This window comes from Amycolatopsis sp. CA-211722 (assembly GCF_056828465.1).
This window is the reverse complement of sequence record NZ_CP184752.1, coordinates 1,704,987-1,719,984: the sequence shown is the minus strand read 5'-3', so window position 1 is coordinate 1,719,984 and position 14,998 is coordinate 1,704,987. Positions and strand designations below refer to the sequence as shown.

General features: G+C 68.4%; 13 protein-coding genes. 9 read left to right on the top strand and 4 right to left on the bottom strand.

Annotation, left to right across the window (positions count from 1 at the left end):
* Positions 1-144 precede the first annotated feature (144 nt).
* The 4 genes from ACOCEP_RS08445 to ACOCEP_RS08430 all read left to right on the top strand — a co-directional run bounded on the left by ACOCEP_RS08445 (position 145) and on the right by ACOCEP_RS08430 (position 4,415).
* Complete coding sequence (locus ACOCEP_RS08445) at positions 145-2,439, top strand: sodium-translocating pyrophosphatase (RefSeq protein ID WP_482336715.1); 2,295 nt, start codon at positions 145-147, stop codon at positions 2,437-2,439.
* Between the two features lie 110 nt (positions 2,440-2,549).
* The gene (locus ACOCEP_RS08440) at positions 2,550-3,092 is read left to right on the top strand and encodes a hypothetical protein (protein WP_482336714.1); all 543 of its coding nucleotides are present in this window, start codon (positions 2,550-2,552) and stop codon (positions 3,090-3,092) included.
* A 92-nt stretch (positions 3,093-3,184) separates the two neighbouring features.
* Positions 3,185-3,769: a hypothetical protein gene (locus ACOCEP_RS08435; RefSeq protein ID WP_482336712.1), complete on the top strand. Its 585-nt coding sequence runs from the start codon at positions 3,185-3,187 to the stop codon at positions 3,767-3,769.
* A 34-nt stretch (positions 3,770-3,803) separates the two neighbouring features.
* On the top strand, positions 3,804-4,415 hold the full coding sequence (locus ACOCEP_RS08430) for a hypothetical protein (protein ID WP_482336711.1): 612 nt from the start codon (positions 3,804-3,806) through the stop codon (positions 4,413-4,415).
* A gap of 58 nt (positions 4,416-4,473) precedes the next feature.
* Here the strand turns inward: ACOCEP_RS08430 and ACOCEP_RS08425 are convergent, their stop codons facing one another.
* Positions 4,474-5,286, bottom strand: a complete 813-nt coding sequence (locus ACOCEP_RS08425; RefSeq protein ID WP_482336710.1) for a S1 family peptidase — start codon at positions 5,284-5,286, stop codon at positions 4,474-4,476.
* Positions 5,287-5,555: 269 nt separating this feature from the next.
* Here ACOCEP_RS08425 and topA point away from each other — a divergent pair, with 269 nt between their 5' ends.
* Complete coding sequence (topA, locus tag ACOCEP_RS08420) at positions 5,556-8,468, top strand: type I DNA topoisomerase (RefSeq protein ID WP_482336709.1); 2,913 nt, start codon at positions 5,556-5,558, stop codon at positions 8,466-8,468.
* Positions 8,469-8,550: 82 nt separating this feature from the next.
* On the opposite strand, the gene ACOCEP_RS08415 is transcribed toward topA, so the two are convergent.
* From ACOCEP_RS08415 to ACOCEP_RS08405, 3 genes are read right to left on the bottom strand one after another with little or no spacing between them, the layout of a single operon-like run.
* Positions 8,551-10,068 carry a carboxylesterase/lipase family protein gene (locus tag ACOCEP_RS08415; RefSeq protein WP_482336708.1) on the bottom strand — a complete coding sequence of 506 codons (1,518 nt, stop codon included), beginning with the start codon at positions 10,066-10,068 and terminating at the stop codon, positions 8,551-8,553.
* A gap of 11 nt (positions 10,069-10,079) precedes the next feature.
* Entirely contained in the window at positions 10,080-10,685 is a 606-nt protein-coding gene (locus tag ACOCEP_RS08410) for a VC0807 family protein (protein WP_482336707.1), read from the bottom strand.
* 25 nt (positions 10,686-10,710) lie between these two features.
* The gene (locus ACOCEP_RS08405) at positions 10,711-11,301 is read right to left on the bottom strand and encodes a TetR/AcrR family transcriptional regulator (protein ID WP_482336705.1); all 591 of its coding nucleotides are present in this window, start codon (positions 11,299-11,301) and stop codon (positions 10,711-10,713) included.
* Between the two features lie 123 nt (positions 11,302-11,424).
* Between ACOCEP_RS08405 and ACOCEP_RS08400 the strand changes: the two genes are divergently transcribed.
* The 4 genes from ACOCEP_RS08400 to ACOCEP_RS08385 are packed head-to-tail and all read left to right on the top strand — an operon-like array spanning position 11,425 to position 14,870.
* Positions 11,425-12,231, top strand: a complete 807-nt coding sequence (locus tag ACOCEP_RS08400; RefSeq protein ID WP_482336704.1) for an ESX secretion-associated protein EspG — start codon at positions 11,425-11,427, stop codon at positions 12,229-12,231.
* Positions 12,224-12,997, top strand: a complete 774-nt coding sequence (locus tag ACOCEP_RS08395) for an ESX secretion-associated protein EspG (RefSeq protein ID WP_482336702.1) — start codon at positions 12,224-12,226, stop codon at positions 12,995-12,997. Before ACOCEP_RS08400 ends, ACOCEP_RS08395 begins: the two co-directional genes overlap by 8 nt.
* A 24-nt stretch (positions 12,998-13,021) precedes the next feature.
* Complete coding sequence (locus tag ACOCEP_RS08390; RefSeq protein ID WP_482336701.1) at positions 13,022-14,242, top strand: hypothetical protein; 1,221 nt, start codon at positions 13,022-13,024, stop codon at positions 14,240-14,242.
* Positions 14,243-14,255: 13 nt separating this feature from the next.
* Positions 14,256-14,870 carry a hypothetical protein gene (locus tag ACOCEP_RS08385; RefSeq protein ID WP_482336700.1) on the top strand — a complete coding sequence of 205 codons (615 nt, stop codon included), beginning with the start codon at positions 14,256-14,258 and terminating at the stop codon, positions 14,868-14,870.
* Positions 14,871-14,998 lie beyond the last annotated feature (128 nt).

Here is a 14,998-nt window from a genome sequence, read left to right as displayed (position 1 = left end):
CACCGACTGTGGCGAGCGTCATGTGAGACGTGCCTTGCAGTACGACTAGCGTGATGCCCGGTTCAGTTCCCCCATGCCAGCGTCGGCACGCCGGTTCCATCGGCGGATCGTCGTTGGCCAACGGCGACGTCTCCAGGAGGACGAATGTCCCGGCAGTTCCTCGCGGAGGGCGAACTCACGCTCTCCGGAGGTGGTTACACCATCGTCGGTGTAATCGCCGTGGTCGCCCTTGCCGCACTGGTCATCGGCTACGTTCTGCTCAAGGAGGTGCTGGCCGCCGGCCAGGGCACCACCAAGATGCAGGACATCGCGAAGGCAGTGCAGGAAGGCGCGGCTGCCTATCTCAAACGGCAGCGCAACACCCTCGTGATCTTCGGGGGAATCGTGTTCGTGCTGCTCTTCGCTTTGCCGGCCGATGACTGGAACGAAAAGATCGGCAGGTCGATCTTCTTCCTGGTCGGCGCGGCGTTCTCCTTCGCGATCGGTTATCTCGGCATGTGGCTGGCGACGCAGGCGAACCTGCGCGTCGCGGCGGCGTCGCGGGAGGAAGGCGGTCGCGAGAAGGCGATGCGCGTGGCCTTCCGCACCGGTGGCGTCGTCGGCATGATCACCGTCGGTCTCGGCCTCTTCGGCGCCGCGGTGGTCGTCCTCGTCTACACCGGACAGGCTCCGAAGGTGTTGGAGGGCTTCGGTTTCGGTGCCGCGCTGATCGCGATGTTCATGCGTGTCGGCGGCGGTATCTTCACGAAGGCCGCCGACGTCGGCGCCGACCTGGTCGGCAAGGTCGAGCAGGGCATCCCCGAGGACGACCCGCGCAACGCGGCCACCATCGCCGACAACGTCGGTGACAACGTGGGCGACTGCGCCGGGATGGCGGCGGACCTCTTCGAGTCGTACGCGGTCATGCTCGTGGCGGCACTGATCCTCGGCAGCACCGCCTTCGGCGTGCACGGCCTGATCTTCCCGCTCATCGTTCCCGCCATCGGCGTGATCACCGCGGTCATCGGTGTCTACATCACCAAGGCCAAGGCGGGCGAAGGCGGTCTGGTCACGATCAACCGCTCCTTCTACATCTCCGCGGGGATTTCCGCGGTGCTCTCGACGATCGCGGCGTTCGTCTACCTGCCCGGTTCGTTCTCCGAGCTGACCGGCGGCGCCACGAGCGAGTCCGGCAGCCCGGCGCTCATCGCGACCGTCTCGGTGATCATCGGCATCGTGCTCGCGGCGGTCATCCTCAAGATCACCGGCTACTACACCGGCACCGAGCACAAGCCGGTGAAGGAGGTCGGCAAGTCTTCGGAAACCGGTGCGGCGACGGTGATCCTGGCCGGTATCTCGGTCGGTTTCGAGTCCGCCGTGTACACCGCGCTCGTCATCAGCGCGGCCGTGTTCGGCGCGTACCTGCTCGGTGGCGGTGTCGCGCTGTTCGCCGTGGCGCTGGCCGGTACCGGTCTGCTCACCACGGTCGGCGTCATCGTCGCGATGGACACCTTCGGCCCGGTTTCGGACAACGCGCAGGGCATCGCGGAGATGTCGGGTGACGTCGACGAGGACGCGGCGCAGATCCTGACCGAGCTCGACGCGGTCGGCAACACCACCAAGGCCATCACCAAGGGCATCGCGATCGCGACGGCGGTCCTCGCGGCGACGGCGCTGTTCGGGTCCTATCAGGACGCGATCAGCAAGGCGCTCAAGTCGATCCCGGAGGCGGCGCAGGCCAGCGCGTCCGCGCTGAACTTCTTCGTCAACGAAGTGGTCAGCCCGAACACCCTGGTCGGTGTCATCATCGGTGCGGCGGTCGTGTTCCTGTTCTCCGGTCTCGCGGTCAACGCGGTCTCCCGTGCCGCCGGAGCGGTCGTCTACGAAGTGCGCCGCCAGTTCCGCGACATCCCGGGGATCATGGAGGGCACCACCCGTCCCGAGTACGGCCGGGTCGTCGACATCGTCACGCGGGACTCGCTGCGTGAACTGACCACGCCCGGTCTGCTCGCGGTCTTCGCCCCCATCGCGGTCGGCTTCGGTCTCGGCACCGGCGCGCTCGCCGGCTACCTGGCCGGCGCGATCGCGACCGGCACCCTGATGGCGATCTTCCTCGCCAACTCCGGTGGTGCCTGGGACAACGCGAAGAAGCTCGTGGAGGACGGCAACCACGGCGGCAAGGGTTCGGACTCGCACGAGGCCACCATCATCGGTGACACCGTGGGTGACCCGTTCAAGGACACCGCCGGTCCCGCGATCAACCCGTTGATCAAGGTGATGAACCTGGTGTCGGTGCTGATCGCCCCGGCGGTCGTGCAGTTCTCGATCGGCGCGGACGCCAACGTCGGCATCCGCATCGCGATCTCGCTGGTCGCCGTCGCGATCATCGTCGCGGCGATCGTGGTCTCCAAGCGCCGCGAGTCGGTTCTCTCCGAGAGCCCCGCGCAAACGAAGGCGTAACGGTTCTCCACCGCCGGGCCCGTCACGATCTTTCGTGGCGGGCCCGGCGTCTGTCCGATGCGGGCCAAGGTCTGCCCGTCACGCCGATCCGATCCGGGAGAGTCCCTGCCATGAGGCGTTCGATCATCCTGTTCGCCACCGTTTTCCTGCTGGCCGGCTGTGGCGGCGCCGAACGGCCGGCCGGCCCTTCTCCCGCCTCCGTGGCCGGTGGTTCCTGGATGGACGGTTTCTGCGGTTCGCTGATCGACTTCGCCAAGATCGGCGATTTCCGGCTGCCCGGCTTCGAGCAGGACGACGTCGCCAGCGCGCGGAAGGCGATGGACGAGGCCTTCGGGGTGTTCGCGCCCGGATTCGACAACGCGGTCACCGGATTGGGGAAGCTCGGCCAGGCCCCGAGCGCGGAAGCCGACGCGGCGCGCAAGACCATCGTCGACACGCTGACGCCGATCCGGGACAAGGTGCTCGCCGCGAAGGCCGCGCTCGACGCCGCGCCGAAGGACGACAAGGCCGCCGTGGCGGCCGCCGCGGCATCCTTCCGGCAGATCGGATCCGACATCAACGACATGCCCGACCCGTTCCAGCAGCTGGAAACGAACGTTTCGTTGAAAACGCTGGCCGCGCACGCCCCGAACTGCGAGAAGCTGCCTTCCTGACCTGTGTCCGGCGTCGCGTTGATTTGCATTGCCCCCCGGTATCGGTACCGTCGGGGGCCAGCCGGGAAGTCGTCAGGTCGGGAGGTGTTTTCGTGCGGCCGCGGTTCACCGTCCTTGCCGCGCTAGCAACAGGTATCGGACTCGGCCTCGCCGGGTGCGGGCAGCAGCCCGCGGTGACTTCCCACGCCAGACAAGAAGGTCTCGCGACGGTCAGCGCGTCGGAGGCCGACCCCGCCTCCGCTTGGACGGAGGGATACTGCGGCGCGGCAGGCGGCCTCGTCGGGACGCTGGCGACGCTGCCCAGCGTCGATCCGAGCACGCCGCAACAGGCTTCCCGTACCTCGACCGAGCTGATGGCCTCGGTGGTCGAAGGGCTGGATCGGACCTCCACCGCCTTGAAGAACCTCGGCCCGGCGCCGGTCGCCGGGGGTGACGCCGCGCGTACGGCCGCCGTCTCCCAGCTTGAAGGGATCCGGGTCCGCGCCGACGACGTCCGCCACCGGCTCGACTCCTCAAGCGACCCCGAAGCGACGAAAACGGCGCTTCGCGACGCGAGGACGTCCCTCGACGAACTAGACCGCCTCGACCTTCTCAGGGGCCTTAACGACGTCCCTCAGCTCGCCGCGGCGAGCAGCCGGATCCCGATTTGCCAGGATTTGGTCAAACAACCTCGCTGAGTCACCACGTCATCACTGGCCATGAGTCGAACTTGTGTTCTATTCTGTCCGGGTGGACGGGACGATCTCGCTCTTCTCGGCGGAGGCGAGCGGGCCGGGGCTCGCCGACCTCGCCGGTGTGCTGTGCGGGCCCGGGTGGGTGACGGGTTTCGGGCGGACGGCCGCGCGGCTGTCCGCCGTGGTCGACGAGCCATGGCGGGCGGGTGCCCTCGCCAGGGAATGTCGTCGTCGCGGCGTCCAGGCACAGGTCTCGGCCGCCGAATGCGGGCGGCCGCTCGTGAGAACGCCGTTCCGGGTCGACCTGCTGCCCCTGGAGCAGCGCTGGAACCGTGGTGAGGAGAAGGTCCTGCCGGAAGGCTTCCGGCTCGACGGGGCCATGTTGAGGATGTGGGCGCTGGCGGCGGGTAGTCCCCAGGGCAATGGCTACCTGCTCGCCCTCGATCCGGGCGCGCCCGAGACGCACGAGCGGCTGATCACGGCGCTGGCCCAGCTGGGCGTGCCGGCGAAGGCGCAGAAGGGCGAAGATGCGCTGCTGCGCGTCACCGGGCGGAGGCGGCTCGCGCACGTGCTGGAGCTGATCGGAGACGCGCCGGCGGGTGCCGAGCCCGCCTGGCCGAGCTTGGTGCCGGTGGTGCGTGCCGTCTGATCCTCGTGAGTGGCTAGGACGGTTAGAACCGTCCTAGCCACTCACGAGGAGGGTGAGGTCAGGGTTTCGGAGCCCGGCAGTTCGGGTTCGACAGGTCCAGTTCACTGTGCGAGAGACAGGAGGTCAGCTGGTAGGTCTGCTGCCCGTAGTTGATGCCCTTCCGCACGGTCACCTTCCCGGCGGCGTCGACCTCGCACGGGTTGTTCATCGTGCACCGCTGGCCGCTTTCGTTGCCGGTGTTGTTGACGCCGACGACCTTCCCCGTGGCCGTCTCGACGATCGGCGACCCCGAGGTCCCGCCGATCGTCTTGCACGCCGAGGTGTACCTGATCGAGTCCTTCCAGACCCAGTTCGCCTCGCGCAGCTCGTGGACGAAGCCGTCGACGTTGCAGGAGTAGATCTTCTTCCAGTAACCCGACACCACGTCCATCGCGATACCCGCCGACGGACGGGTCGGCGAGAGGGTCAGCGGGGCGATACCGTAGGCCGACTTGATCTTGGCGTAGCTGGTGTCGAGCTGGTAGAGCGAGACGTCGGTGTCGGTCATCGTCGCGTAGAGCAGCTTCTTCGCCTTGAGCGTGCCGAGCGAAGAGCGGCCGTCCTTGGACAGCAGGCTGAAGGTCCGCGTGGACGGCTTGTCGACGATTACTTCCCCAGGGTCCGGGAAACCTTCTTGCAGGCAATGCCCGTTGGAAAGGACGAGGGCCGGGTCGTCGAGGCTCGCCTCGGGCGGTTTGACCACCGACCCGGAGCAGTTCGACAACGCCACGGTTCCGGCGAAAGTGGTCGTGGCCGCGTGCGCCGGCGCGATGCCGACCAGGGCGGACGCGGTCAGCATGGCGAACAGTGTGCCGAGAAGTCGTCGGGTCACGTGGAGTCCTTTCGGGTCGGCGTGGACATCAAGTGAAGCGTTGGCGGGAGGGGAGCCACCACCGTCGAACGGAGGGTGTTCGCCCCGTCACGCGGGACCCCAGGCGGACGTGTCCGACATCACGTGCTAGGTGTTGAAAGGAAACATCGACGAGGTCAGCGGCGATGCGCTGGACACACGATCGGCGGCGTGTTGCGCCACCTAGCCGTGGTCCGGGCGGTGCGAGCGTGCACACTGACGGGTCGAGAGGCGGCGCGAAGGCGCCGAAGATGAGCGGAGAGCAGGACAGCGTGGCAGGAGCACGGACGAAGAAGACCGCGGCGTCGGACGACGGCGCGGGCCGTCGTCGGCTGGTGATCGTCGAGTCGCCGACCAAGGCCCGCAAGATCGCCCCGTACCTCGGCGGTAACTACGTCGTGGAGTCCTCCGTCGGACACATCCGGGACCTTCCCCGCGGCGCGGCCGACGTCCCCGCCCAGTACAAGGGCGAGTCGTGGGCGCGGCTGGGTGTCGACGTCGACAACGACTTCAAGGCGCTCTACGTCGTCACGCCGGACAAGAAGTCCAAGGTCACGGAGCTGAAGGGGCTGCTGAAGGACGTCGACGAGCTCTACCTCGCCACGGACCCCGACCGCGAGGGCGAAGCCATCGCCTGGCATCTGCTGGAGACCCTCAAGCCGAAGGTCCCGGTGCGCCGGATGGTCTTCCACGAGGTCACCGAGCAGGCGATCCGCGCCGCGGCCGACAGCACCCGTGAGCTCGACGGCGACCTGGTCGACGCGCAGGAGACCCGCCGCATCCTGGACCGGCTCTACGGCTACGAGGTCTCGCCCGTGCTGTGGAAGAAGGTCATGCCGAAGCTTTCGGCGGGCCGCGTGCAGTCCGTCGCGACCAGGATCGTGGTCGAGCGGGAGCGCGAGCGCATGCGCTTCACCTCGGCGTCGTACTGGGACATCTCCGCGACGATGGACGCCGGCGCCGAGGCTTCGCCGCGGAACTTCCCCGCCAGGATGATCGCCGTCGACGGCGCGCGCCTGGCCACCGGCCGTGACTTCGGCTCGGATGGGCAGCTCAAGGCCTCGAACAACGAGATCCGCGTGCTGGCCGAGGCCGACGCCGTCCGGCTGGCCGAGGCGCTGAAGAACCGCGACTTCAAGGTCGCGAGCGTCGAGGAGAAGCCGTACACGCGCAAGCCGTACGCGCCCTTCATGACCTCGACCCTGCAGCAGGAGGCGGGCCGCAAGCTGCGGTTCACCTCCGAGCGCACCATGCGGATCGCGCAGAAGCTGTACGAGAACGGGTACATCACTTATATGCGTACCGACTCCACGACACTGTCGGAGTCGGCGATCTCGGCGGCGCGCAGCCAGGCCACGCAGTTGTACGGCAAGGAGTACGTCTCGCCGTCGCCGCGTCAGTACACCCGCAAGGTGAAGAACGCGCAGGAAGCCCACGAGGCGATCCGCCCTTCGGGTGAGGTCTTCCGCACGCCGGGCCAGGTCGCGAAGGATCTGGACACCGACGAGTACCGCCTTTACGAGATGATCTGGCAGCGCACGATCGCGTCGCAGATGGCGGACGCGAAGGGCACCACGATGTCGGTGCGCATCGTCGGCACCGCCACCAGCGGCGAGGAGTGCACGTTCGCCTCGTCGGGCCGCACGATCACCTTCGCCGGGTTCCTCAAGGCGTACGTCGAGGCCGTCGACACCGAGAGCGGTGGCGAGGCGGACGACAAGCAGAGCCGTCTTCCGCAGCTGGTCAAGGACCAGGCGCTGACCGCGACCGAGCTGAGCCCGGACGGGCACACCACGTCGCCGCCTGCGCGCTACTCGGAGCCGAGCCTGGTCAGCAAGCTCGAAGAGCTGGGCATCGGCCGCCCGTCGACGTACGCGTCGATCATCAAGACCATCCAGGACCGCGGCTACGTGTGGAAGAAGGGTTCCGCGCTGGTGCCCTCCTGGGTCGCGTTCGCCGTGATCGGCCTGATGGAGCGGCACTTCGAGCGGCTGGTCGACTACGACTTCACCGCCGGTATGGAGGACGAGCTCGACCGCATCGCCGCCGGTGACGAGCACCGCACGCAGTGGTTGTCGAAGTTCTACTTCGGTGGCGACATGGGCGTCGACGGTTCGGTCGGCCGTCTCGGCGGGCTGAAGAAGCTGGTCGGCTCGGGAGTCGAGGACATCGACGCCCGCGAGATCAACTCGATCCCGCTGTTCACCGACGCCGACGGCCACACCGTCGTCGTGCGTGTCGGCCGCTACGGTCCGTACCTCGAGCGCGAGGTGGACGGGACGTCGCAGCGGGCGAACCTGCCCGAGGACCTGCCGCCGGACGAGCTGACCAAGGAGATCGCGGAGAAGCTGTTCGCGACGCCGCAGGAAGGCCGCGTACTCGGCAAGGACCCGGTCAGCGGACACGAGATCGTGGCGAAGGAAGGCCGCTTCGGCCCGTACGTCACCGAGCTCCTGCCCGAGCCGGAGCCGCTGCCCGAAGGCGCGACGGCCGCGCAGAAGAAGGCCGCCAAGGCGAAGCAGCCGAAGCCGCGGACGGGCTCGCTGTTCAAGTCGATGTCGATCGAGACGATGACTCTCGAAGACGCTCTGAAGCTGCTTTCGCTGCCGCGCGTGGTCGGCAAGGACCCGGAATCCGGCGACGAGATCACCGCGCAGAACGGGCGCTACGGGCCGTACCTGAAGAAGGGCACGGACTCGCGTTCGCTCACGACCGAGGATCAGCTGTTCTCGATCACGCTCGAAGAGGCCCTGAAGATCTACTCGGAGCCGAAGCAGCGTGGCCGGTCCGCGACCGCGAAGCCGCCGCTGAAAGAACTGGGCGACGACCCCGTGTCCGGTAAGCCGATGGTGGTCAAGGACGGCCGCTTCGGTCCGTACGTGACCGATGGCGAGTACAACGCGACGCTGCGGAAGTCGGACAGCATCGAGGAGCTGACCGCCGAGCGTGCCGCCGAACTGCTGGCGGAGAAGCGCGCGAAGGGCCCGGCGCCCAAGCGCAAGGCTCCGGCGCGGAAGACGGCGGCGTCGAAGACGACGGCCACCAAGACGACCGCGGCCAAGAAGACCGCCGCGTCCAAGACGGCGGCGACCAAGACGGCGGCGACCAAGACGGCGGCGGCGAAGAAGCCTTCGACGCGCTCGACGGCCACGAAGACGAAGTAGCGCCCCTGACGCGCGCTATGAACGGTCCGTTACTTGCGAATTTCGCAAGTAACGGACCGTTCATAGCATTGGGGGACGTCTGTCAGGAGCCAAGGCCCGCCCAGAAGCCGCATCGATGGTCGACGTCGTGCGCGACAGGCCGGATCACGTCCGGGGCGAGCGACAGCACGGCATCCGAATCCCATCGGGGCGATCCGGGCGCGTTCGGATCACCCGTGCGCATGAAGGTGGTCCAGTACGCGATCATCTGCCGCGAAAGCCGTTGCTGCGCCGCGTCCAGTGACTCCTCCACCCCGCTGAGCTCGAAGAGGTAGACCAGGTCCAGCGCGTGCGCCGCGCCGTGCGGGAGGCCGGGCGCCTCGATCCGGTTCACGTTCGGCGCGTTCTTGTCGTCGAATTCGTAGGCGTGCACGGAAGTCCGTCGCGACAGCAGCCGGTTCCCTTCGGCCGTCGGGCAGGCCCACGACCGGTCGGTGGTCACGGTCGCCCAGGCCATCGCGGGCGACAGGTAGTCCCGTGACGGATACTCGGCCGCGACCTCGTCCGCGCGTTCGCCGAAAGCGTTGCGCAGGAACTCCTGATAGCGCTCCTCGGTGATCGGCTTGTGCTGGGCGACGCCCGCGACGAACGCCCGCATCTCGTCGTGCGTGCCGCCCGAAATCACCGGCACGCGGTGAAAAGCACCCCACCGCACGGCTTTCGCGGGGTCGAGCGGGAGCAGCGGCGTCCCATAGGTCAGGTGATTGGCGAAGGACTGGTGGTCCTTCAACAGATCCGCGGCCGAAAGACGACGCAGGCAGCCGAGCGCGTCCGGGCCTTCGCAGCCGTGGCTCGCGGCCATCGCCGCGCCGTCGGCTTCGGTCTTGGCGAGCGGAGAGTACGGGGTCTGGGCGGGCTGATTCGGGATGAGACCGCCGGGAGGCCAGTTCAGCAGGCAGGAGCCGGACATGATCGCGGCCTTGTGGAACAGACCGGCCGCCGCGGGCGACGTGAGCAGTGCGCAGGTGCTCATCCCGCCCGCGGACTGCCCCGCCAGTGTCACGTTCCGCGGGTCGCCGCCGAACGCGGCGATGTTGCGCTGCGTCCAGCGCAGCGCGGAAAGCTGGTCCATGAGCCCGAAATCGCCGGAACCCGCGAGGCCGGGGAGGCCGAAGTAGCCGAAGACGCCGAGCCGGTAGTTCGTCGTCACCACGACGACGTCGCCCTGGTCCGCCAGCCGTTGCGCGCCGTAGAGGCTGCCCGCGTCGATCGTGTAGCCGCCGCCGTGCAGCCAGACGAGCACCGGCAGGCGGCGGCTCCCCGCGTCGCGCGGCACGGTGACGTTCAGGAAGAGACAGTCCTCGGCGCTGCCCGGCATGAACTGGGTGCAGGCGGGGCCGGGTTTCGTCGCGTCGGCGACGTCCTTCCACGGTTCGGGCGGGCGCGGCGGCTTCCAGCGGTCCTCGCCGACGGGCGGGGCGGCGAACCTGATCCCGTTGAAGGTCCGTGTCGGCCCCGAGTCCATGCCGCGGACCGGGCCGGCGTCGGTGCGGACGACGAGCGGGTCCGCCGGGGCGACGATCGCGAGAAGGCCGGTGACGATGGCCAGCAGAAGATGCATGAGAGGTCCTTTCAGGAGTCCGCGAGCCGGCGCCACAGCCCGACGCGGCGGAAATAGAGGTGTTGCAGGACCTGCACGGCGACGAACGTGACGCCGTACAGCGCGGTGCCGAGCGCGGGCACCGAATCGACCGGCAGTGTGTACGCCAGCAGGACCCGCCCGGCGGCGTCGGCGAGCAGGGCGACACCCCACAGGACGGTCGCGACCCGCCACGCCCGCCGGAACCACGCGTGCCGCGGCCACAGTTCGTCCCATTCGGCGGCGCGCAGCGAGTCCGCGAAACGGCTCTTCGCGATCATCGAACGGGCCATGCCGAACGCGAGCGGCCTGGAGAACAGCAGCGAAGCCAGAAAACCGGCGCCGATCACTGCGGTGACCCAGCCCGCCTTCGCCAGCAAGAACCGGGGGCTGCCGGTGACGAACGAGACGCCGACGCTGATCGCGAAGATCGTCAGCACGAAGATCGCGAGAGTGTCGATCTTCCGCCAACGGATCGCCCGATAGAGGACGAAGAGCACGGTCGGCAGGGCGCAGAGGGCGAGCGCGAAGAGCGCTTCGACGCCGAAGCCGCGAAGCACGTAGTACCCGGCGACGGGCACGGCGACTTCAAGCAGCACAACACCCCACTGACGGATCACGGGATCACTGCCTTCGGGTCGCCAGATCGAACAGGGTCACGAGTTCGGCCGCGTAGGTGGTGAGGTCCGGTCGCGGCGTTCCGGCGAGCAGGAACACCGGGCCTTCCACCGAACGCCGGATCGTCGTCGCCATCACGTGGACGTCGAACTCGCGGAACTCGCCCGACTCCTGGCCCCAGCGCAGGATGCGTTCGACCGGTTCCAGCGCCGCCCGCTCGCTCGCCGGGTCGTAGTCGAGAGCGCCGCCGAGGAAGATGTTCAGCAACGCGCGCATCCTCGTCGGCTGCGCCGCGGCGAACTCCAGATTCGCCTCCAGGTACGTCCGCAGCGCGTCGCTCGCGGACGCGGGCTCGCTCATCCGCTCGGCCATGAACGCGCCGATCTCGCGGAAGACGTCTTCGAGGACCGTGCGAACGAGTTCCTCCTTGTTCGCGAAGTGGTACGAGATGAGCCCGGTGCTCGACAGACCCGCTTGTTTTGCGATCCGGGCGAACGACGCGCGGGGGTAACCGAGTTCGGCGATCGTCTCGATGGCCGCGGCCACGATCTGTGCGCGTCTCGCACTCTCGGTGAACGTCTTCGCCTTTGCTTGCATGAGCAAAAAGTAGCTCAGATGAGCAAGAATGTCGACCGCGAACCGCTCGCCGACCGCTCGCCGACCGCTCGCCGAACGACCTCACCCGTTCGAACAAAAGTTCTAAAAATTGTCGGTACCAGGGTGTTCAATGGTCAGGTGAGCACTTCAACGACCGGTTCTTCCACGACCGCCGTCTTCGACGTCATCGACGAGGTCATCGCCCCGCTGTCCGCCGAGGTCCCGGAGCGTCCCTCGGTGATGGAGTTCTACGACCCGGAGCTCGCCGTGCCGCCGGTGCTGGCCGACGAGGAGCCGACCCCAGGGCTCACCCTGGTCGAGGAGGTGGAGCAGTACACCCGGTTCGTGAGCGGGATGGCGACCATCGGGCTGGCCCCCGGCGGTGAGGTCACGCCCGAGGCCGTCGGGCTGTATCGCGCGCTGCGCGGCGGATTCATCCGCGGCGTGGTGACCGGCGTGTTCCCGTCGCACGCGGAGCCGTGGGAGGTGCGGTTCTTCGGCGACGAGGACTACACGACGGTGCTGAACAAGCTCGGAAAGCGGGCGCGGCTGCGGTCCGGTTTCCTCAGCGCGTTGCCGGGCTGGGTGTTCGACGGGCTGCCCGACCATCCGCCCGGTACCGGCGAGACCGTGCGCATCGAGACGGACGCGGGCGGGCTCATCCCGGTGCGGGCGCGAGAGGCCGTCGAGGTGATCCGCGAGGGTGCTTCGCGGCCGCGGCACGGCACGGTCCTCGTCGATCTCGCGGTGCGGAACGCCATCCTCGCCGAGTACCCGCACGGCGCGTTCGGCCTGGTGGACAACGACCTCGGCCGGTACCAGTTCAGCGCGGCGATGGACGCCGACGGCCGCTGGACGCTCACCTGGGGCCCGGCCAGCCGGTCGACGGCCGAGCAATGGATCGTGAAGGCGGTGCAGAACCATGCGTGAACCGGCGACCGTGAAGGAACTGATGAGGCGCGCCGCCGAGCCGGTGCTGCGCGCGGTGCCCGAGCGGCGGAGCGTGTACCTGGGCTACGACCCGGAGATCACCGACGACGAGATCCGCCGTCTGTGCCCGTCCTACGACGAGCCGGCGGATCTCGTCACCCAGGCCGAGCGGTACGCGGCCAAGGCGGCGATGCTCGAAGAGGCCGGGCTGATGGAGAACGGCGAGATCCATCCGGCCGCGGTGCGGATGCACGGCGTGATGCTGCGCGGTTCGGTGCGAGGTGTCCTCACCGGTGTCTTCGCCTCGGCGCCGCGTTCGGTGCGCGTCGATTGCTACGGAGACGGGCATCAAGCGGTCGTCTGGCGGATGCGGTCGGGGCGGCGGACCACGTTCAGCCTCAGCGATTTCGGCGAACTCGGCGCCCGGGTCTTCGGCGGGCTCCCGCACGTGCCCGCCGGGGAGACCGAGCCGATGCGCATCAGGATCGACGAGCACGGCGTGCCGCTGCCCGGCCAGGACGAGGAGGTCGGCCTGGTCGCCGACACGCTTAGCCGTCCGCGCACCGGCACGGCGATCCTCGATCTGGTCGCCTTCGGCGGGCTGAACGCCGAGTACCCGGACTACGGCTTCGTGATCGTCGACAACGATTCAGGGAGGTTCGTGTTGTACGCCGCCCCTTCCGAAGGATGGCTGATGTTCGGTGGAATGGACCGCCGGGCACTGGCGGGCTGGCTGCACGAGGCGGTGGACTTGAGCCGGACGTAGCCGTGGACGAGGGGGAGGGCGGGCATGGACCTGGACCGGCGCGCGGCCGACGCGTGGTTCCGGCGGCGAGGGCTGCCGATGGTCATCCACCGGCGGAGGCGTGGGGCGGCCATGGTGCGCCGGTCCACGCCGGGGCTGGTGTTCCTGAGCCTGCTCGACCTGCTGCTGGCCGCGTTGCTGAAGCTGCTCGACGTCCCCGAGGACGTGCTCGCGGCCAGGATGCGCAGCAGTGGCGTCGGCTACGTGCTCGGCGTGCTGGCGTTGACGTTCGCCGTGGTCGTGGTGCCGGTGATCGCCGGACGGCTGATGGCGAAGCTGCTTCGCGTGCTGAGCCGCACCAGAGTCCGCTTGGCCGTGATGGCGGCGACGATCGGCTTCTGGCTGCTCGTGCTGCCGCTCGGCGAGCGGCTCACCGGCCTGGTGTCGTGGGACAACCCGTTGTGGGTCGCCGTACTCGCCAACCTGGTCGCGCTGGCCGTGCTGATGTTCCTGGTACGGATCGGTGTCGGCTCGATCCTCACCTGGGCGGCGCGGAGCGCGGTCGCCCAGGTCAGAGCCATCGGGACGCTCGCGTCACGGGCGTTGCCGCTGCTTCTGCTGGTGGTGATGTTCAGCTTCTTCACCGCCGAGCTGTGGCAAGCGGTGGAACGGCTGACTCCCGGCCGGTTGTGGCTGGTGGTCGGGTTCCTCGTGCTGATCGGCGCCGTGTTCCTGGCGTCGATGCTGTCCGACGAGATCAAGGAGCTGAAGTCCTGGACCGTGGAGCCCGGCGCGACCGTCCTGCGCGGCACGCCGTTCGACGACGACACCGCGCCACCTGGCAGGCGCGCGCTGACGAAGACCGAGCGCCTGAACATCGCCCTGGTGCTGTTCTTCGCCCAAGCGGTGCAGATCGTGGCGTTCGGGGTGCTGGTGTTCGCGTTCTTCGTCGTGTTCGGGGTGCTGATCCTGAGCCCGGAGGTCGTGACGGAGTTCGCCGGCCGTGAATCGGCGCCGGGGACACTGCTGGGTGTCCCCCTTCCGGTGAGTTCCGCGCTCGTCAACGTCTCCGTTTTCCTCGCCGTCTTCTCCGGTTTGTACTTCGCCGCATCGACCGCGACGGATGCCCGGTACCGGCGTTCTTTCTTCGAACCTTTGCTGGAGGATGTGAAGATCAGCCTCGCGGCGCGTGACATTTATCTGGCCCATTGGGCGGATGTGCGGCGGGCCGAGGTGGTTACCCTGGAAGCAGAGGACATTCCGTAGTGAGGTGGTCACCATGAGCGGGAAGGGCGAAACTCCCTTCTTCGATGCCCCCGACTTCGTGAAAGGCGATGGCACTCAGGCAGATCCTCCGGGCGACAGGTTCGCCGACCCGCTGTCCGGGCTGGTCACGACCGGCACGACGGCCCAAGCCAACCCGTCGGCGGGCGCCGACGAAGTCCACGTGCAGGTGCCGGGACCGGTCCAGCACGACCCCGAAGTGGTGAGCAGGATGGTCAGCGCGGCCATGCTCGCGGACGAGCGGCCCGCCGAAAGCCCGGGCCCGGAGCAGACCGCGGCCCCGTCGCCCGCCAAGGTCGTCAGCACGGTGGGTGAGCAAGGCGCTGCGCCGATCGGGATCCTGCCCCAGCAGCGAACCTGGCCGTCGAGGCCGTCCCAGCTGATCCGCCAGCCCCGCCGGCCGAAGCCGGAAGAGCCGGTCGAGGTCGACGAGGAGGCCGAGGTCGAAGTACGGCGCGCCAAGCGTTCCATGCAGATGCCGAGGCTCGGCAAACCGTCGGCGAACACCGCCGGCGTGATGATCGCGATCGCCCTCATGATCGTCTTCGCGGTCCTCGCCATCCAGCTGCTCGCGAGCCTGTTCAGCAGCATCGCGGGGATCTTCGGGTAACCCGTCCGGCGGATAGCGCCGGACGGGGCCGTCCGTCCAGACGTCACCCATCGGGATACCCTGGCCCTACGGTCGGGGTACCCGGTGTTGACCCGGGTCGCAACCCCGGCGCCGCGTGACTAGTGGGG